Here is a 17,205-nt window from a genome sequence, read left to right as displayed (position 1 = left end):
CTCATCCAGACATGGAAACGGCGGCCTTTGCGGGCCGCCGTTTTTCGTTTCAGGAGATGCTGGCGCCGCTTAGCGGGTCAGCATGGCGCTGAGCTTGGCCGCCTCCACCTCGCTGACGCAGCGCGGCGCCGACCAGTCGTCGGCCGCGCCGGTGAGCGCCTGCTCGGCGGTGACGAACTTCACCTCGCCATGCTCACGGGCGAAGGCCTTGCGGGTGAGTTCGGAGCGGTCGCAGACATAGACCACGCGCTCGGCCTGAGCTCTGGCGCGCTCCTGGGCGGCGGCGTCCTGGGCCGCGGCCTGGGCGTTGGGGGCTTCCTTGGCCTGGACAGCGCCGGCGCACAGCGCCAGGGCGGCTGCGGAGATGACGAGAATCCTCATGAATTTCCTCCACTTTTCGCGGGATCGATCTCCCGGCTTGCGGAAAGCGTCTCATGGCCAAGCCCCGTTGTGAAGGATTTATGACGGTTGAGCGTCGTATTTGCGACAATTGACCGCCACCGTCAGCCATCCCCGCAAGTGCGGCCGGCATGATCCTTGGACGGACGCTTTTCTAGGATCCGCCTTGCCGAAAATCCTTGGTATGGCTCTGGACGAAGCCAAACCTCCAGGCGATGGTCCGGCCCATTGATGCAAGCCAATTTGCACGTGGGGAAAATATGACCAGGAAGATGTTCGCCGGCCTGACGGCCACCGCCGGGGCGCTGGCCCTGGCCGCCGGGGTCTGGCAGGCCCAGGCCCAGGACGCTGCGCCCGCGCCGAACGACTATGCCGACAAATCAAGCTGGCTGTGCTGGCCCGGTCGTGACGACGCCTGCGCCGGCGACAACACCACCACCGTGATCCAGGCCGACGGCTCGGTCGCCACCGAGACCTGGGCGGTCAATCCGGCCGCGCCGGTGGACTGCTTCTATGTCTATCCCACCGTGTCCAACGATCCCGGCGTCATCAGCGACATGACCGCCAATGACGAAGAGCGGCGCGTGGTGGAGCAGCAGCTCTCACGCCTGGGCGCACAATGCCGCGTCTATGCGCCCCTCTATCGCCAGTTCACCCTGACGGCCCTGCGCGCCGCGGTGATGGGCGGGACCCCGCCCGGCGGATCGGCGCGCCCCAACACCGGCTATCAGGATGTGGTCGCCGCCTGGAACCACTATCTGGAGCATGAGAACAACGGCCGCGGCGTGGTCCTGATCGGCCACAGCCAGGGCGCAGGCGTCCTGACCCAGCTGATCGCCAATGAGATCGACGGCAAGCCCGTACAGGACAAGCTGGTCTCGGCCATGCTGCTGGGGTCGAACCTGGCCGTGGACAAGGGCGGCAAGACCGGAACGTTCAAGTCCATTCCCCTGTGCGAGGCCGCGGACCAGACCGGCTGCGCCATCTCCTATGTGAGCTTCCGGGCCGATTCTCCGCCCCCGGCCAATTCCCGCTTCGGCGTGCCGCGGGAGCCGAACTCCCCCATGGAGGCGGCCTGCGTGAACCCCGCCGCCCTGGTGAACAACAAGCCTGAGGGCCAGGTCGATCTGCACGCCTATCTGGCCAGTTCGGGCAATCTGCTGGGCTCGTCGGAAGAGCCGGCGCCCTGGGTGAGGGGCGGGCCTGAGGTGACGACGCCTTTCGTCTCGGTCCCCGGTCTGCTCAGCGGCGAATGCGTGCGCAAGGACGGCTTCCACTATCTGGCCGTCACCGTGGACGCCGATCCGGCCGACCCGCGGGTCGACACCATCGCCGGCGATGTGGTCCAGAACGGCGTGATCGCCAAGGACTGGGGCCTGCACCTGATCGACGTCAATCTGGTGATGGGCGACCTGGTCAAGCTGGTCGAACGCCAGGGCGCGGCCTGGATGGCGAAGTCCGGCGACCACAGCCACCACTAGGCGCCGCCGCCGGCCAGACACGAAAACGCCCGCCGCTCATCCCGAGCGGCGGGCGTCTTTGCGTTCTGATCTCCGGGCGCTAGCCGCCCGTGATCTTCTTGCCGGCCATGACCCCCAGGACGAGGAAGATCACGAAGCCGATCAGGAAGAGGAAGAACAGAATCTTGGCGACGCCGGCGGCCGCGCCAGCCACGCCGCCGAAGCCGAGGGCGCCGGCCACCAGGGCGACAAGCGCGAAGATAAGGGCCCATTTGAGCATTGGAGTGTCTCCTAAAACAGCCATCGAGTGTTGCGGAGACAACGCGGGCGCCCGCGCCGACGTTCCATGAGGGCCTCGGGGGCGCCATCTTCCCCTTCCCCCAGAGGCTTGCGGCGCCTTATCTAGTGAGCGATGGCCAAGTCCCCTCCCGAAAGTCCTGTCGAACCGTTCAAGCGCGCCCTGGCCAATGCGGCCCGGTCGCTCGCCGAGTCCGCAGATCTGGAGATCGTCTATTCGGGCGAGGGCCCGCAGCTTCAGGGCAATCGCGCCATTCTGCCCCACCCGCCCCGGGATCTGGGTCCGGAGGACGCCTCGCGCATCCGCGGCCTGGCTGACCAGATGGCGCTGCGCCTGGCCCACCACGACACCGCCGCCCATGCCCGCGGCCGGCCGCAGTCGGCCCAGGGGGGGCCGATCTATGACGCCATCGAGCAGGCGCGAACCGAGGCCATCGGCGCCAACGCCCTGGGCGGGGTGCGCGTAAACCTGCGCGCGGTCCATGACCAGGCCTGGGCCAAGAAGGCCTTCAACCCCATCGAGGCCCAGGCCAATCCGCCCATGGACGAGATCGTCTCGCTCATGGTGCGCGAACGCCTGACCGGCGAGCCGCCGCCGCCGGCGGCCCGGCCCCTGGTGGACCTGTTCCGCGCCGAGATCGAGGCCAAGGCGGGACCCGACCTCGACAAGCTGGCCGCCAGCCTCGAGGACCAGAAGGCCTTCGGCAAGGTGGCCAAGGCGATCCTGCGCGACCTGTCCATGGGCGATGACCTGTCCGATGCGCCGGAACAGCCGGACGAGGACGAAGACGGCGGCGAGGAAGCCGATTCGGAGTCCAAGGAGGACCAGGAGGGCGGCGAGGGCGAGGAGCAGTCCCCCCAGCAGTCGGCCATGGATGACAACGAGGCCACCCATCGCGAAAGCGAAGAGACCGACAGCCAGATGATGTCGGCCGAGGACGACCCCGACGCCGAGGACACCGACGAGCAGCCCGACATGGGCGAGGGTGAGCAGCCCTCGCGCCCCGACCCGCGCGGCGAGGCCAAGACGCCGACCTATAAGGTCTTCTCCAGCGCCCATGACGAGATCGTCGCAGCCGAAGAGCTGTGCGATCCTGAAGAGCTCGGCCGCCTGCGGGCCTATCTGGACCAGCAGCTGGCCAGCCTGTCGTCGGTGGTGTCGCGGCTGGCCAACAAGCTGCAGCGCAAGCTGATGGCCCAGCAGAACCGCTCCTGGACCTTCGACCTCGAAGAAGGGATGCTCGACGTCGCCCGCCTGACCCGGGTGATCATCGATCCCACCGCCCCCCTCTCCTTCAAGGAGGAGAAGGACACCGAGTTTCGCGACACGGTCGTCACCATACTGATCGACAATTCCGGCTCCATGCGCGGTCGCCCGATCATGGTCGCCGCCGTCTGCGCCGACATCCTGGCCCGCACGCTCGAGCGCTGCGGGGTGAAGACCGAGATTCTCGGCTTCACCACCCGGGCCTGGAAGGGCGGGACCAGCCGCGAGGACTGGCTGAAGGCGGGCAAGCCGCCCCAGCCTGGCCGGCTGAACGACCTGCGTCACATCATCTACAAGGCCGCCGACGCCCCCTGGCGCCGGGCCCGGCGCAATCTCGGCCTGATGATGCGCGAGGGGCTGCTGAAGGAGAACATCGACGGTGAGGCCCTGATGTGGGCGCACCAGCGCCTGATGGGCCGGCCCGAGCAGCGGCGCATCCTGATGGTGATCTCCGACGGCGCGCCGGTGGACGATTCCACCCTGTCGGTGAACTCCGGCCACTATCTCGAACGCCACCTGCGCGAGGTGATCGAGGAGATCGAAACCAAGAGCCCGGTGCAACTGATCGCCATCGGCATCGGCCACGACGTCACCCGCTACTATCGCCGGGCCGTGACCATCGTCGATGTGGAGCAGCTGGCCGGCGTCATCGTCGACCAGCTGGCCGAACTGTTCGACGAGGATATCCGCAAGACCACCCGGGCCACCGCCAACCTGCTGCAGCCTCCGCCCAGCACGCAAGGACCCTCCGGTCCTGGCCGCGGCTCCACCTTCAAGGAAGTCCGGAGAGCTCTGGCATGACCCCCCTCCCCCGTCTTGGCGCCCTGATCGTCCTGGCGGGGCTCGCCGCCTGCGCCCCGGCGCCCAGCGCCCTGCCCGCAGCCCCGGTGGCCGCGGGATCGTCGATCGCCGTCCAGGCGGTTTCCGTGCCGCTCAATCCCGAGGCGCCTGGCCAGACCGCCATTGGCGCCTTCGTATACGCTGGGGGGCTGCAGCTTTCGTCGACCGAGAGCTCCCGCTTCCATGGCCTTTCGGATCTGGTGGTGGACGCCGAGGGACGGCTGACCGCCATCAGCGATGAGGGCGACCTGATCGAAGGCCAGCTTCTGTTCGAAGACGACCGACTGGCCGGCGTCGCCGATGTCACCCTGCGCCCCCTGAGCGGCCTGGACGGACAACCCCTGCCCAACAAGGAGCTGTCCGACGCCGAAGGCCTGGCGATTCTGGCCAGCGGCGACATGTTGGTGAGCTTCGAGCGACAGGCCCGCGTCTGGCTCTATCCCGCGGACGGCGGCCCGCCGCGGGCGGTTCCTTCGCCTGAGGCCGAGTTCCCGCTCAATGGCGGCCTGGAGGCCCTGGCGCCGGACCCCGAGCGCGGCCCGGACGCCTATGTGGTCGGGGGCGAGGCCTCTGGCGAGACGTGGTCGTGCCGGATCGCCACGGCCTGCGTCCCGGGACCCCGCGTAGCCAAGGGCGCCGATTTCGGCCTGGTGGCCATGCGGCGATTGCCCGGCGATCAGAGCGCCTATCTCCTTCGCGCCTGGGATCCTCTGCGGGGCAACCGCATCGTGCTGACGATTACGGGCGCAAACGGCGAGGTTGGCCGGATGGAGATGGCCCGGCCGCTCACGGTCGACAATTTCGAGGGCGTCGACTTCGTGCCGCGGCCTGGCGGCGGTTATCGGATCTATCTGCTGGCCGACGACAATTTCAGCGCCAGCCAACGGACGTTGCTGCTGGCCTTTGACTGGCGCCCCGCCAACTGAATCCTGGACACGAAAAAGGCCGGCCCCGAGGGACCGGCCTTTTCATTGTCGTCGTCAGATCGACCGTGCCCTTAGGCGGCGGTCTTGGCTTCGGCGAGCTTGGCCTTGAGCTGACGCTTGATCTTCAGCGCGCGCGGCGAGAGTTGCTCGTCGCGGGCCTTGACCAGGAAGGTGTCGAGACCACCCCGGAAGTCGAGGGTCCGCAGGGCCGAGTTGCTGATACGCAGTCGGAAGGACTGGCCCAGCGCGTCGGACTGCAGGGTGGCCGGAGACAAGGCCGGCAGGAACCGGCGCTTGGTCTTGATATTCGAGTGACTGACATTGTGCCCGACCATCGGACCAACGCCAGTGAGTTCGCAGCGGCGCGACATGGTGTTCAACCTTCGCGTGGAAACCAAAATGTGCGCGGAACGGGTCCGCACAAGAGAGCGGGCGATATAGGCGAAAGCTGCGGGCGCCGTCAAGGCGAAGCGGTCGCCGCCCCGGCCCATTCTCGCCGCCGCCGCGCCCTGGCTCGCGGAAAGCCGTCAGACTTGTGGGCCCGACCGCCAAGCTCTACAATATCTGGTAGGGAACGAAGGCTGAATCCGGCGCTGTCGCCGATTCGGTCCCGGTTTGTTTTGGCCGCGTTCCAAACCCCCTTAAGGCTTCCGCGGCAGACTGGCCAGGAAGGCGCGCAGGTCTTCGACTGTGCGGTCGGGGAGCTGTTCCATGGGCACGTGGCCGCCGTCGGCATAGGTGATCAGCCGCGCCCCGGGAATCGCCTGGACGAAGCCCGCGCCGCGCTCGGCCGGAATCACCTGATCCAGGGCGCCGACCATCACCAGCGTCGGGACGGTGATGGCGGCGAAGGTCTCGGCCGTCACAGGCGCTCCGCCGCTGCGGCGACGGGGATCGGTCAGAATCGCGCGGTGACCCGGCGCCCGCGCCAGCTCGACGTAGCGATCGACAAGCTCAGGGGTGACCAGGGCCTCGTCCCCATAGGCCTGCCGCAGACCACGGCCCGCCAGGGGACGCGGATCGAGGTTGCGCAGCACGCTGCGCCCGACGGGGTTTTCCAGCAGCTTGAACACCAGGGGCCGGCTGTCGTTCTCGTCCTCCGCCGCCTCCGGCCATCCCGCGGCGTTGACCAGGACCAGGCCGCGCACCTTCTCGGGATGGGCGAGCGCGTAGCGCCAGGCCACCCCGCCGCCCATGGAGTTTCCGGCCAGCACGAAGGACGGCAGGCCGAGTTGCGTGGCGACCGCATCGACCACCGCCACCTGCGCCTCGGGGCTTGACTGATAACCCGCAGGCGCCCGGGTCAGGCCATGACCGGGCAGGTCCAGGCTGACCAGCCGATAGTCCCCCTCCAGTCGCTCCACCCAGGGCTCCCAGGCGTGCAGGGAGGCGGCGAAGCCATGGACCATGACCAGGGTGATCGCTGCGTCGGGATTTCCCTGGTCGCGGTAATGGATGCGCAGGTCGCCGGGCAGATCCATGTAGCGCGAGGCCTCGCCCCCGTGGCGGGCCTCCAGTTCGGCATAGGGAATATCGCCGGCGCAGGCCGACAGGCAGAGCCCGGCCAGGCCGATGACCATAAGTCTCAGGGATCGAAGCATGGCGGAATTCCCCTTCGGCTCGACCGCCCGCACGGTCGCCAGGGACCGTCCGGCAAGACCGGCGTTCGGTCAATCCTGTCCCAAGGTCACCTTTGAGGCCGCTTCGGCGGCGATCAGCACGAGGCTGACATTGTCGGGCGCGCCGCGCTCCAGGGCTGCGGCCAGCAGGGCTTCGGCGGCGGCGTCGAGGTCGGGCTGATCGATGAGACTGGCCAGTTCCTCGTCCTCCACGCAGGCGGTCAGGCCATCGGAGCAGAGCAGGAAGACATCCCCCGGCAAGATCGGCGCGAACCGACGCTCCAGGTCGATCTCGGCGGCCGCGCCCACGGCTCGGGTGATGATGTGGGCCTCAGGGTGGCTGCGGCGCGCATCGGCGGCGATCTGTCCGTTGTCGATAAGGCTCTGGACCAGGCTGTGGTCTCGGGTGATCGGGGCCGCGCCCCCGTCCCGCAGCAGATAGGCGCGGCTGTCGCCGGCCCAGACGCAGGCGAAGTGGCGCTCATGAGCCAGCAGGGCCACCACGGTCGCGCCGCTGGGGGAGGCGCCGGGGCCGTCGGCTGATTGAGCGAACAGCTCGGCGTTCACCTCCGAAATGGCCCGCACGAGGTCGTTCAGACGGCCAAAGCCGGACTCCGAGGCGTCCAGGCCGCCCAGGGCCTCCACCACCCGCGCGGCGGCCACATCCCCGGAACGATGCCCGCCCATGCCGTCGGCCACGGCCCACAGCCCCTCTGCGGGACGATCCAGCAGCCGGTCCTCATTGCAGGCGCGACGCAGGCCCGCGTGGCTGCGCGTCGCCGAGCGAAACCTCAGACGCTCCAGATCTTGCCCAGGCCCCATGGGTTCAGGCTTCCGACTTGCTGGCCGCCTGGCGATAGGCCTCTACGAAGGCGTGCCGGAGCGGGCCGCCGGCCGGGTCCTCGGCGGCCGTCAGGGCGGCGTGGCGCTGGTTGTGGATTTCCCATCGCAAGGCGTGCTGACTTTTCAACAGGCCGCCCTGCCGGCGCGCCTCGGCATCGATGACCTCGGGCGACAGGGTCTGGACCGCCAGATTGGCCGCAGCGTTGGCGCCCTGAGCCATGGCCGCCATGTGCTGGCCAAGATCCTCGAATGAAGCCCGCACGGCCTCGGAGTCGGCGAGGAAGCCGGCCGGCGCGCCGCAGAGCAGATCCTGGGCGAGCCTGCGGGTCGGGGTCCATTTGAACGGATTATTGGCCTGGGCGCCCAGGGTCGTGCGGTCGAGCTGGGCCTCGCTCTTCACGCGGGCGCGGTCGGCCATGAGGGTGGCGAGGCCAAGGACCGTCTGCTGGTAGATGGCCCCGATGCGGGTCATCAGTTCATGCGGCTCCTGGCCCGACAGGGCCGAGGCGTCCAGGCCCGCCCCTGCGCAGAAGGCCTCGATCAGCGAGGCGTCGCGGTGTGGCCGGGCGGCAGGCTGGGCGTCGGACCAGTCCCGGGGCACCGGAGTCGGCGCAAGGTCCAGGGCGCCGTGCAGGGTGGTCGCCTCGGCCGCCGTCCCCTGCGGCTGATCGACCAGGATGCTGAGGTCTCCCAGCCGGATGCTCTGGCGCGGATGAAGCTCGACCGGCTCCCGGGTCGGGGCGCGAACGCCCCCCTCGAGGAAGGTGCCATTGGTGCTGCTATCGACGAGGAACAGACGGCCATCTTCGACCGCCAGGGTGCAGTGGATGCGCGAGAGCACGCCCTGAGGATCGTTGAGCGACCAGTCGGCGGCAGGATCGCGCCCTACCGTCGTCTGGCCCTCGGCGATCAGCCGGGCCTCGATCTGCTCGAAGGGTCGGTCGTGATGGAACAGGCGGCAGATGAACATGGGTCAGCCGCTCGCCCGCCAGCTGGGATCAAAGGGCGTGCCCTGGGCCTGGGCGACCGGGCGAGCGGCCGCCGGCTCGCGGGCAGGGGCTGGCGCTGGGGCGGGCATGATCTGGGTGGCGTCCACCGCCTGAGGGCGTCCTGCGGGACGCTCGGCCGCCAGCAGGCGTTCCTGCAGCGCCGTCGCCAGACGATTGAAGCCGTCGAACAGCTCGCCGAACTCGTCGCGACGGCGGTGCGATATGCGGAAGTCCAGGTCGCCCATGGCGGCGTCGCGCAGGCCCTGCTTGAGCCGGCGCAGCGGCAGGGTCATCAGGCGGGCCATGGTGAAGCTGAGGCCGGCCACCACCGCCAGAATGAGCGCCGCCAGGCCGATCATCAGATTGCGCGAGGTCGCCGCGGCGGCCTCAAGCTCAGCCTTGCTGATGCTGACCTCGATCAGGCCAAAGGGCTGGTCGGCATAGAGGATGGGGTGGACGAAGCGGAAGCCCGGCTGGTCGGTGTCCAGCCGGATGTCGGTGACCACCACGTCGCGGCCCTCATGGACCACGGTTTCGCCCTCTGGCGCGGTGTAGCGCCGCCCGAGAAGCGCCGGATCGCTGGCGCCGCGGATATAGCCTTCCGAATCCACCATGGTCATCCAGCGGACGGACTGATCCTTGGCCGCCGCGGCGATGAAGGCCTGGATCGGCGTCCAGTCCCGCTCGGCCGGCGGGGCGGCCGAATTCTCCACCGCCGGCAGGGCGGCGTTGCTGGCGACGAAGGCGGCGATGGAAGAGCCCGACGCCAGGGCGATCTGCTCCATGGCGCGATACTGACGGTCCAGGACGGCGTTGATGCTGAACACCAGTGCGATGGCCGTGACCGCCACCATGGCCAGAGTCAGGCGGACCTGAAGCGGCAGATAGCGACCCCGGGCCGCGTCGTCGGCGTTGACCGCCTCGTGGGCCTTGATCTCCCGATCGATGGCGCGCTTCAGGTCGGCGCCGTCCACGAAGCGCCGCTCCGGCCGCTTGGCCAGGAGCTTTTCAATGATGAAGCGAAGGCCGCCGGCGCAGCCCGGTGTCAGGTCGGTGATCGGGGTGGGGTTCTGCTGGGTGATCTGCAGGGCTAGGGTCGCGGCGCTGGAGCCTGAGAAGGCCGCCTTGCCGGTCACCAGTTCATAGAGCACCACGCCGACGGAAAAGAGGTCCGAGCGCCCATCGACCACCTGCCCCAGAGCCTGTTCAGGACTCATGTAGCGCGGCGTGCCGAGGACCTGGCCGATCTGGGTCTTCAGGTGTTCCCGATCGGTCTCCTGGCGGCTGGCCTCAGCGACCCGGGCGATGCCGAAGTCGAGGATCTTGATCGAGCGCCCATCGGCCGAGAGCATGATGTTGGAAGGCTTGATGTCCCGGTGCACCACGCCCGACAGGTGGGCGTAGCTCAGGGCGCCGGCCAGCTGGGCTCCGATGGCCAGGACCCGCTCGTCGTCCAGCGGCCCATCACGGGAGAGAACCACGTCGAGGGGATCGCCGTCGAGCAGCTCCATGGCGATGTAGGGATAGCCGTCCACCTCGCCCACATCATAGATGGTGACGATGGAGGGGTGGGCCAGCGCCCCGGCCGCCTTGGCTTCGCGCAGGAAGCGGGCGGCGTATTCCGGGATGCGTCGGAACTCGGGCTTCAGGATCTTGATGGCCAGGACGCGGTCGATGCCAGGGTCGTGGGCGCGCCAGACCTCGGCCATGGCGCCTTCGCCGATCCGCTCCACCAGCTCATAACGACCGACCAGCGTCATCGCCCGATTCCCACTCATCCTGTCGCCGCCCTGGCGTTGCTTCACCGCCTGGGCGGGTTAACCTTGGACCAGACCTAGCGTGACCAGGTTAAGATGAGGTTGGGCGCGAGGGGGTTAAGTCACTTCCGGTTGGTTACAGCGCTCTGAATCCGCACCGCCCGCTGCAGGTCTCGGGCGATCAGGGTGTTGTCCGGATCGAGCTGCTGAGCCTGGCGCAACAGACTGACGGCTTTCTGGACCTCGCCACGGTTAAGCTCCACCAGACCTTGCGCCCGGAGCTGGCCCGCCCGGGCCTTGTCCACCGACGGCTTGGCGGGCGCGGGCGCAGCCGCCGGAGCCGCCGGTGTCGGCGTGGCGCGGCGGGGGGTCTGGGCCGGCGCAGCGGCGCCGGCGGACGAGGCTGGCTGCGCGTCCGTCGGGTTGGGGATCGGTTTCATCTCGCCCCAGGACCGACCGTCGGAAGGAGTCGGGGTCGTCACAGGCTCGGTGGGCGCAGTGGCGCAGCCGGCCAGGGCGGCCGACAGAATGGCGGCGACCGCCAGGGCCCGCCCATGGCGAGGAAGGGGAAGCGCGGTCATAGGGTCAGCTCTTCTGCATGACGGTTTGCGGTATGGAGGTTGGGCGGCCGCTGGGCGGCGACATTCAGCCGGCTTCGCCAGCTCGGGTCCGCCGCCAGGGCGAGGAAGTCCCGGCCGCTCAGGGGCTTGGAGAAGTGGTAGCCCTGGAACACGTGACAGCCGAGGGCGCGCAAACAGGCCACCTCGGCCTCAGTCTCGACCCCTTCGGCCAGCACCAGCAGGTCGAGCCCGCGGCCTAGCTCGATCAGGGCGCGGCAGATGGCGCGGCTGTCGCGGCGCTGGTCGATCTGGGCGACGAATTCCCGGTCGATCTTCAGTTTGTCGAAGGGCAGATTCTTCAGATAGCTCAGGCTCGAATAGCCGCTGCCGAAGTCGTCCACCGCCAGGCTGACCCCCATGGCGCGCAGGTCGCCAAACAGCTGATAGGTCCGCTCGGCGTCGGCCATGGTCGCCGTCTCGGTCAGCTCCAGCTCCAGGGCCTCGGCGCCCAGGCCGTGGCGGGCGAGCGTGCGCTCGATCTTGGTCTTGAGGCCGGGATCGAGAAGCTGGCGGGCCGAAAGATTGACCGCCACGCGCATGCCGCCGAACCCCTCGTCGGCCCAACGCCGGGCCTCGCGGCAGGCGGTGTTCAGGACCCAGAGGCCATAGCGCTCGCTCAGGCCCAGGGCCTCGACCACGGGAATGAACCGCGCCGGCGACACCGGCCCCAGGATCGGGTGATCCCATCGCAGCAGGGCTTCGGCGCCCATCATCCGCCCGGCCGCCAGGTCGACCACCGGCTGGAAGACCATGGTCAGCTGGTCCTCGGCGATGGCCTGGGCCAGGTCCTGTTCCAGCATGAACTGTTCGCGGGCCGCCTCGACCGGCTGCAGCGCCTGCAGCCGGATTTCGCCCCCCTCGCCGCCTTCGGGACGCGCAAGGGCGGCGGTCGCCCGCAGCAGCAGCGCCAGGCCGTCCTGGCCTTCCTGAGGAAGGGAGACCGCGCTGATCTCGATGGTTGGCGTCAACCGGCCGCCGTCGATCTCCATCTCGTGGCCCGCCACATAGGCGATGGCCTGGAATTCCGCCCGGGCGGCTTCGAGATCGGCGGCGCCGAACCAGACGGCGAAGCAGTCGCGGTCGACCTGGGCGACCATGCGGCCAGCCTGGGTGACGGCGACCAGGCGGCGGGCGAACTGCTCAAGCGCGCAATTGGCCAGGGCATGGTCGAAGCCGGCCAGACGGTCGAAGTCCACAAAGCGGATGGCGCCCAGCAGACGCGGCGAGGCGCTGCTCGCCCGCTCTGCGGCCACGTCGGCGGCGATGGTCTCGCACAGAGGCTCGCGGGTGGGCAGGCCCGTGACGGGGTGAGCATGGGCGGCGCGGTGATCGAGGGCCTCCAGGCGCGCGGCCGCAAGGGTCATGACCTCGCGCAGGCTTCCGGCCGGGCGGCCAAGCATCCGCTCCGCCAGCCGCGCCAGGACGACCTGCTCGCCAAGGATGACGCCCAGCAGGGCCAGGGCGGCGGTCATGATCACCACGCCTGCGAAGGAATCCCGCGCGACGAGCCAGCCCCCCAAGCCGCAACCGATGGCCATGGCGGGCAGCCGAGCAGCGCGCAGGAGGTCGCCCAGGCGAAACGCCACAGCCCTCCTGGCGCGCGCAAACCCCGCGATCGGCTCAACCCTCGTCATGGGCTGACCCTAACAAACGGAAGTTAATCGACTTCTTCCCGAAATGGGTTTCTCAACCCCTGGGCGAGCCAGCGGAACGCCAGGCTTGGGACCCGCCAAATGGCCGTGCGCTGCCGCTTGCCGCGCGCCGATTCGCGCCCCACCTTTCAGGTCATGAGCGACCGCCCCTCAGGTGCGGCCCCGTCCCGCCTCGTCGCGGTGCTGGGACCGACCAACACCGGCAAGACGCATCTGGCTGTCGAGCGCATGCTGGGCCACGCCTCGGGCATGATCGGCCTGCCGCTGCGGCTGCTGGCCCGCGAAATCTATGACCGGATCGTCAAGCTGCGCGGCGCCCGCTCCGTCGCCCTGATCACCGGTGAGGAAAAGATCGTTCCGCCCCGGGCGGTCTATTTCGTCTGCACCGTCGAGGCCATGCCCCTGTCGCGGGAGGTGGAGTTCCTGGCCGTCGACGAAATCCAGCTCTGCGCCGACCCGGAACGCGGCCACGTCTTCACCCATCGCCTGCTGCACGCCCGGGGCAAGTACGAGACCATGCTGCTGGGCGCCTCGACCATGGCGCCCCTGGTCCGCCGCATGCTGCCCGACGCCGAGATCGTCAGCCGGGAGCGGTTCTCGAACCTGACCTATGCGGGCTCCAAGAAGCTGACCCGCCTGCCCCGGCGCAGCGCCATCGTCGCCTTCTCCGCCGACCAGGTCTACGCCATCGCTGAGCTGATCCGCCGCCAGCGCGGCGGGGCCGCCGTGGTCATGGGCTCGCTCAGCCCCCGCACCCGCAACGCCCAGGTGGCGCTCTATCAGTCGGGCGAGGTGGACTTCCTGGTGGCCACCGACGCCATCGGCATGGGCCTGAACATGGATGTCGACCATGTGGCCTTCGCCGGACTTCGCAAGTTCGACGGCCGGCGCAACCGCTGGCTGACGCCGCAGGAGATCGGCCAGATCGCCGGCCGCGCCGGCCGCTTCCGCACCGATGGGACCTTCGGCGTCACCGGCGACTGCGACGAGATGGACGAGGATCTGGTCGAGGCCGTCGAGAACCACCAGTTCGAGGCTGTCACAGGCGCGGAGTGGCGCAACGCCCGGCTCGACTTCGACTCCCTGCCCGACCTGCTGCGCTCGTTGGCCCGCAGCCCGGACCGCTCGGGCCTGCGCCTGGCCCAGGAGGCGCTGGACGAGATCACCCTGCGCAAGCTGGCGGCCGATCCGGATGTGGTCGCCCGCGTCCGCGACCGCGCCGCCCTGTTCAAGCTGTGGGACGTCTGCCAGACGCCGGACTTCCGCAAGGTCTCGCCCGAGGAGCATGTGCGCCTGGTCCGCGACCTGTTCGACAATCTGACCACCGGCCGCCGCCGCATCCCCGACGACTGGATCGCCCGTCAGCACAAGCAGCTGGACCGGCCAGAGGGCGAGATCGATGCTCTGGCCCAACGGCTGTCCTCGGTGCGGACGCTGTCCTATGTGGCCCACCGCCCAGACTGGCTGGTCGATCCCACCGGCTGGCAGGGCAAGCTGCGCCAGCTGGAAGACCGGCTGTCGGACACCCTGCACGAACGGCTGATGGCCCGGTTCGTGGACCGCCGCACCAGCGCCCTGATGCGGGGCCTGCGGGTGCGTCACGAGATGCTGGCCGGGGTCGGCGGCGATGGGGCCGTGACGGTGGAGGGCCAGTATGTGGGCCGGCTGCTGGGGGTCAGCTTCGAGGCTGACCAGGGCGCCTCGATCCTGGAGACCAAGGCCCTGCGCGCCGCCGCCGTCGCCGCGGTGGGGCCGGAGATCGCGCGGCGGCTGGGCAAGCTGGCGGCCGAGGGCGACGAGGCCTTCGCGCTCAATCCCGACGGGGTGGTCCTGTGGCGGGGCGAGGCGGTCGGCGCCCTGTCTGGCGGACGGCCCTTTGCGCCACGGGTGCGGCTGTTTGGCGAACTGGGCGAGGCCGCGGCCCGGGAGCGGGCCCAGCGGCGGCTGGAGGCCTTCCTCGCCGCCGAGGCCGGGCGCCGGCTCAGCCCTCTGCGCAAGCTGGACGCCGCGGTGACAGAAGGGCGGATCAAGGGCCTGCCACGGGGCATCGCCTATCGCCTGCTGGAGCAGGGCGGCGTTCTGGACCGCGCCCTGGTCCGCGACGAGGTCAAGGCGCTGAGCCAGGTGGAGCGCCGGGCGCTGAAGGCGCTGGGCGTGCGCATCGGCGCCTTCAGCCTGTTCATGCCGGGCCTGTTGAAGCCCGACGCCCTGGCCTTCACCCAGGCCTTCGCCGCCGAGGCCGGGTGGCGCCCCGCGATGACCGGCGCCTCTCCCCTGCCGGCCGAGATGCCCGCGCCCTGGCGGCTGGCCGCCCATGGCCACAGGGCGGTGGCGGGCCTGTCGGTTTCGGTGGCGGCCCTGGAAGACCTGGACGAACGCCTGCGGGCCGCGCCCAGCCAAGGGGGCGGCGCCCTGCTGGAGCCGCAAATCTGGCCCGACCTGGGCTGGGGCGAGGCCGAGGGCGAGGCGATCCTGCGCGCGCTGGGCTATGCGCCGACGACCCGGGCGGCGCCCGGCGCGGCCAAGGCCTGGCGCCGTCGCAATCCGCCCAAGCCGAAGGACGCGTCGAGCCCGCCGCGCGCCGCCTCGCCCTTCGCCGCCCTGGCCGCCCTGAAGACGCCCCCGCCGAGGCCGACGCCGGCCCCGAGCCCTGCCCGCTCGCCCAAGCGCCGGCCCCGCCGCCGCAAGCGCGCCACGTCCCCCGGAACCTCCGCATGAACGCCCAGCCGAGCAGCGAGGGCGCCGAGACCTGCCGCATCGACGTCTGGCTGTGGCGGGCGCGGTTCTTCAAGACCCGGTCGCTGGCCGCCGCCTTCGTGGAGGGCAAGCGCGTGCGCCTGACGCGCACCGGCCAGGAGACCCGCCTGGACAAGCCCTCGCGCACCGTGCGGGCCGGCGATCAGCTGGTCTTCGCCATCGGCGGGCGGGTCACCGCCGTGACCGTCGAGGCCATGGGCGAACGGCGCGGCCCGCCGGCCGAGGCCCGCACCCTCTATTCGCCCTTGCAGATATACTGAGCAGCATCGCAAGCGCAGACGCGCTATGGCCTCAGGTTGACAAGGCGCCCCCGCGCCGTGAAAAACCCGCGCCTCTAACACCCCCGCGTCCCCGTTGGCCGCGACCGGAGCCTATGTCCCGATGACCTATATCGTCATGGATCCCTGCATCAAATGTAAGTTCATGGATTGCGTGGAGGTGTGTCCGGTGGACTGCTTCTATGAGGGCGAGAACTTCCTGGCCATCAATCCGGACGAGTGCATCGACTGTGGCGTGTGCGAGCCGGAATGCCCGGTGGACGCCATCAAGCCCGACACCGAGGACGATCCGGACGGCAAGTGGCTGAAGCTGAATTCCGAATATTCCCGGATCTGGCCGAACATCACGGTCAAGGGCGATCCCCCCGCCGACGCCGAAGCCTTCGAGCGCGAAACCGGCAAGCTGGAGAAGTACTTCAGCGAGAAGCCTGGCCGCGGCTCCTGACCCTGGCGGCGCCTGAGCTTGCAGGTTCGGCGCCAAGCCTTTCTTTCGGCTCGATTTTATGGTATCGTCATACTCGACGTGGAGGTAAGCGGCTGTCGCTTGCCCCGTCGATGAACAGAAGAGCCGTCGCCGGCCGATAACGCCCGACCAGGGCGAGGGTGTCTAAAGAGGTCTACTCCGTTCCCAGGCTCGCCGTCCTTCGCGCACCCGCCGCGTCGTGGATTGGTTCGTCCCTGTGAGCGCGTTTTCCTGACTCCGGATCGGCATTGCGGCGCATTTTGAAGGGTCTCGCAATGAGCAAGAACGGTCTGGACTTCCAGGTTGGCGATCATGTCGTCTATCCGGCGCACGGCGTCGGCCAGGTGCAGGCGATCGAGACCCAGGACGTCGCCGGTCTTTCGCTTGAAGTCTATGTGATCACCTTCGACCACGAGAAGATGACCCTGCGCGTGCCCACCGGCAAGGCGCGCAGCTCGGGCCTCCGCTCCCTGGCCGAAGGCGATGTGGTCAGCCAGGCGCTGAACACGCTCAAGGGCCGCGCCCGCTTCAAGCGCACCATGTGGAGCCGCCGCGCCCAGGAATACGAAGCCAAGATCAATTCCGGCGACCTGATCTCCATCGCCGAGGTGGTACGCGACCTGCACCGCGCCGAGAACCAGCCGGAGCAGTCCTATTCCGAGCGCCAGCTCTATGAATCGGCCCTGGACCGCATGGCCCGGGAAGTCGCCGCCATCGAGCAGATCGACCGCGACGCGGCCATCGTCATGCTCAACAAGTCCCTGCTGGTGAAGGCCTCGGCCGCCGCCTGAGCCACCACGCTCCCGACGATCAAGACGCCCGGCTCCAGCGCCGGGCGTTTTTCGTTTCGGCCCGCCCACCCCCTCGGCCAGCCAAGGGGGCTTGGCGCCGCCCCCTGCCCCATGGCATCGCTCAAGCCAGCCGGCCCGGTAGCTCAGCAGGACAGAGCAGCGGTTTCCTAAACCGAAGGTCAGGGGTTCGAGTCCCTTCCGGGCCGCCAGGGGTGGTTAACCCCGTGAAATGCCTCCCATGGGGTCG

General features: G+C 69.3%; 16 protein-coding genes and 1 tRNA gene. 8 read left to right on the top strand and 9 right to left on the bottom strand.

Annotation, left to right across the window (positions count from 1 at the left end; genetic code table 11):
• Nucleotides 1-69: 69 nt before the first annotated feature.
• On the bottom strand, nucleotides 70-381 hold the full coding sequence (locus Q8L83_RS08645; RefSeq protein ID WP_305286031.1) for a hypothetical protein: 312 nt from the start codon (nucleotides 379-381) through the stop codon (nucleotides 70-72).
• Nucleotides 382-659: 278 nt separating this feature from the next.
• On the opposite strand from Q8L83_RS08645, the gene Q8L83_RS08640 reads away from it, so the two are divergent.
• The gene (locus tag Q8L83_RS08640) at nucleotides 660-1,880 is read left to right on the top strand and encodes a DUF3089 domain-containing protein (protein ID WP_305286028.1); all 1,221 of its coding nucleotides are present in this window, start codon (nucleotides 660-662) and stop codon (nucleotides 1,878-1,880) included.
• 79 nt (nucleotides 1,881-1,959) lie between these two features.
• Here Q8L83_RS08640 and Q8L83_RS08635 read toward each other — a convergent pair whose 3' ends face one another.
• Complete coding sequence (locus tag Q8L83_RS08635; RefSeq protein ID WP_300577727.1) at nucleotides 1,960-2,139, bottom strand: DUF1328 domain-containing protein; 180 nt, start codon at nucleotides 2,137-2,139, stop codon at nucleotides 1,960-1,962.
• 132 nt (nucleotides 2,140-2,271) lie between these two features.
• On the opposite strand from Q8L83_RS08635, the gene cobT reads away from it, so the two are divergent.
• Nucleotides 2,272-4,224 carry a cobaltochelatase subunit CobT gene (cobT, locus tag Q8L83_RS08630; RefSeq protein ID WP_305286025.1) on the top strand — a complete coding sequence of 651 codons (1,953 nt, stop codon included), beginning with the start codon at nucleotides 2,272-2,274 and terminating at the stop codon, nucleotides 4,222-4,224.
• Complete coding sequence (locus Q8L83_RS08625) at nucleotides 4,221-5,189, top strand: esterase-like activity of phytase family protein (RefSeq protein WP_305286023.1); 969 nt, start codon at nucleotides 4,221-4,223, stop codon at nucleotides 5,187-5,189. Before cobT ends, Q8L83_RS08625 begins: the two co-directional genes overlap by 4 nt.
• Before the next feature lie 71 nt (nucleotides 5,190-5,260).
• Here Q8L83_RS08625 and rpmB read toward each other — a convergent pair whose 3' ends face one another.
• From rpmB to Q8L83_RS08590, 7 genes are all read right to left on the bottom strand, one after another.
• A complete protein-coding gene (gene rpmB, locus Q8L83_RS08620; protein WP_305286021.1) occupies nucleotides 5,261-5,560 on the bottom strand; it encodes a 50S ribosomal protein L28 in 300 nt (99 codons plus the stop codon).
• 270 nt (nucleotides 5,561-5,830) lie between these two features.
• A complete protein-coding gene (locus Q8L83_RS08615; protein WP_305286019.1) occupies nucleotides 5,831-6,790 on the bottom strand; it encodes an alpha/beta fold hydrolase in 960 nt (319 codons plus the stop codon).
• A gap of 69 nt (nucleotides 6,791-6,859) precedes the next feature.
• Nucleotides 6,860-7,630, bottom strand: coding sequence for a PP2C family serine/threonine-protein phosphatase (locus Q8L83_RS08610; protein ID WP_305286017.1), 771 nt, complete (start codon nucleotides 7,628-7,630; stop codon nucleotides 6,860-6,862).
• A gap of 4 nt (nucleotides 7,631-7,634) precedes the next feature.
• Complete coding sequence (locus tag Q8L83_RS08605) at nucleotides 7,635-8,621, bottom strand: type VI secretion system-associated FHA domain protein (RefSeq protein ID WP_305286015.1); 987 nt, start codon at nucleotides 8,619-8,621, stop codon at nucleotides 7,635-7,637.
• A 3-nt stretch (nucleotides 8,622-8,624) separates the two neighbouring features.
• On the bottom strand, nucleotides 8,625-10,400 hold the full coding sequence (locus Q8L83_RS08600; protein WP_305286013.1) for a protein kinase: 1,776 nt from the start codon (nucleotides 10,398-10,400) through the stop codon (nucleotides 8,625-8,627).
• A 119-nt stretch (nucleotides 10,401-10,519) separates the two neighbouring features.
• On the bottom strand, nucleotides 10,520-10,978 hold the full coding sequence (locus Q8L83_RS08595; protein ID WP_305286011.1) for a hypothetical protein: 459 nt from the start codon (nucleotides 10,976-10,978) through the stop codon (nucleotides 10,520-10,522).
• Nucleotides 10,975-12,603, bottom strand: coding sequence for a bifunctional diguanylate cyclase/phosphodiesterase (locus tag Q8L83_RS08590; protein ID WP_305286009.1), 1,629 nt, complete (start codon nucleotides 12,601-12,603; stop codon nucleotides 10,975-10,977). Before Q8L83_RS08590 ends, Q8L83_RS08595 begins: the two co-directional genes overlap by 4 nt.
• A 201-nt stretch (nucleotides 12,604-12,804) precedes the next feature.
• On the opposite strand from Q8L83_RS08590, the gene Q8L83_RS08585 reads away from it, so the two are divergent.
• The 5 genes from Q8L83_RS08585 to Q8L83_RS08565 all read left to right on the top strand — a co-directional run bounded on the left by Q8L83_RS08585 (nucleotide 12,805) and on the right by Q8L83_RS08565 (nucleotide 17,167).
• Nucleotides 12,805-15,387 carry a helicase-related protein gene (locus tag Q8L83_RS08585; RefSeq protein ID WP_305286007.1) on the top strand — a complete coding sequence of 861 codons (2,583 nt, stop codon included), beginning with the start codon at nucleotides 12,805-12,807 and terminating at the stop codon, nucleotides 15,385-15,387.
• Complete coding sequence (locus Q8L83_RS08580) at nucleotides 15,384-15,686, top strand: RNA-binding S4 domain-containing protein (protein ID WP_305286005.1); 303 nt, start codon at nucleotides 15,384-15,386, stop codon at nucleotides 15,684-15,686. The genes Q8L83_RS08585 and Q8L83_RS08580 overlap by 4 nt, the downstream gene beginning before the upstream one ends.
• Before the next feature lie 121 nt (nucleotides 15,687-15,807).
• On the top strand, nucleotides 15,808-16,149 hold the full coding sequence (gene fdxA / locus Q8L83_RS08575) for a ferredoxin FdxA (protein WP_304711542.1): 342 nt from the start codon (nucleotides 15,808-15,810) through the stop codon (nucleotides 16,147-16,149).
• A 293-nt stretch (nucleotides 16,150-16,442) separates the two neighbouring features.
• Nucleotides 16,443-16,958: a CarD family transcriptional regulator gene (locus tag Q8L83_RS08570; protein WP_305286002.1), complete on the top strand. Its 516-nt coding sequence runs from the start codon at nucleotides 16,443-16,445 to the stop codon at nucleotides 16,956-16,958.
• 132 nt (nucleotides 16,959-17,090) lie between these two features.
• A tRNA-Arg gene (locus Q8L83_RS08565) sits at nucleotides 17,091-17,167 on the top strand.
• The last annotated feature ends 38 nt before the right edge of the window (nucleotides 17,168-17,205 follow it).

Source organism: Phenylobacterium sp. (genome assembly GCF_030680185.1).
Lineage (GTDB): Bacteria > Pseudomonadota > Alphaproteobacteria > Caulobacterales > Caulobacteraceae > Phenylobacterium.
Note: the sequence above shows the minus strand (reverse complement) of the source record. Positions and strands in the feature narration are given on the sequence as shown.

What these genes read in the sequence shown, in the direction of transcription:
- Q8L83_RS08645 (WP_305286031.1), bottom strand. Translation starts at nt 381, where the DNA reads ATGAGGATTCTCGTCATCTCCGCAGCCGCCCTGGCGCTGTGCGCCGGC.
- Q8L83_RS08640 (WP_305286028.1), top strand. Translation starts at nt 660, where the DNA reads ATGACCAGGAAGATGTTCGCCGGCCTGACGGCCACCGCCGGGGCGCTG.
- Q8L83_RS08635 (WP_300577727.1), bottom strand. Translation starts at nt 2,139, where the DNA reads ATGCTCAAATGGGCCCTTATCTTCGCGCTTGTCGCCCTGGTGGCCGGC.
- cobT (WP_305286025.1), top strand. Translation starts at nt 2,272, where the DNA reads ATGGCCAAGTCCCCTCCCGAAAGTCCTGTCGAACCGTTCAAGCGCGCC.
- Q8L83_RS08625 (WP_305286023.1), top strand. Translation starts at nt 4,221, where the DNA reads ATGACCCCCCTCCCCCGTCTTGGCGCCCTGATCGTCCTGGCGGGGCTC.
- rpmB (WP_305286021.1), bottom strand. Translation starts at nt 5,560, where the DNA reads ATGTCGCGCCGCTGCGAACTCACTGGCGTTGGTCCGATGGTCGGGCAC.
- Q8L83_RS08615 (WP_305286019.1), bottom strand. Translation starts at nt 6,790, where the DNA reads ATGCTTCGATCCCTGAGACTTATGGTCATCGGCCTGGCCGGGCTCTGC.
- Q8L83_RS08610 (WP_305286017.1), bottom strand. Translation starts at nt 7,630, where the DNA reads ATGGGGCCTGGGCAAGATCTGGAGCGTCTGAGGTTTCGCTCGGCGACG.
- Q8L83_RS08605 (WP_305286015.1), bottom strand. Translation starts at nt 8,621, where the DNA reads ATGTTCATCTGCCGCCTGTTCCATCACGACCGACCCTTCGAGCAGATC.
- Q8L83_RS08600 (WP_305286013.1), bottom strand. Translation starts at nt 10,400, where the DNA reads ATGACGCTGGTCGGTCGTTATGAGCTGGTGGAGCGGATCGGCGAAGGC.
- Q8L83_RS08595 (WP_305286011.1), bottom strand. Translation starts at nt 10,978, where the DNA reads ATGACCGCGCTTCCCCTTCCTCGCCATGGGCGGGCCCTGGCGGTCGCC.
- Q8L83_RS08585 (WP_305286007.1), top strand. Translation starts at nt 12,805, where the DNA reads ATGAGCGACCGCCCCTCAGGTGCGGCCCCGTCCCGCCTCGTCGCGGTG.
- Q8L83_RS08580 (WP_305286005.1), top strand. Translation starts at nt 15,384, where the DNA reads ATGAACGCCCAGCCGAGCAGCGAGGGCGCCGAGACCTGCCGCATCGAC.
- fdxA (WP_304711542.1), top strand. Translation starts at nt 15,808, where the DNA reads ATGACCTATATCGTCATGGATCCCTGCATCAAATGTAAGTTCATGGAT.
- Q8L83_RS08570 (WP_305286002.1), top strand. Translation starts at nt 16,443, where the DNA reads ATGAGCAAGAACGGTCTGGACTTCCAGGTTGGCGATCATGTCGTCTAT.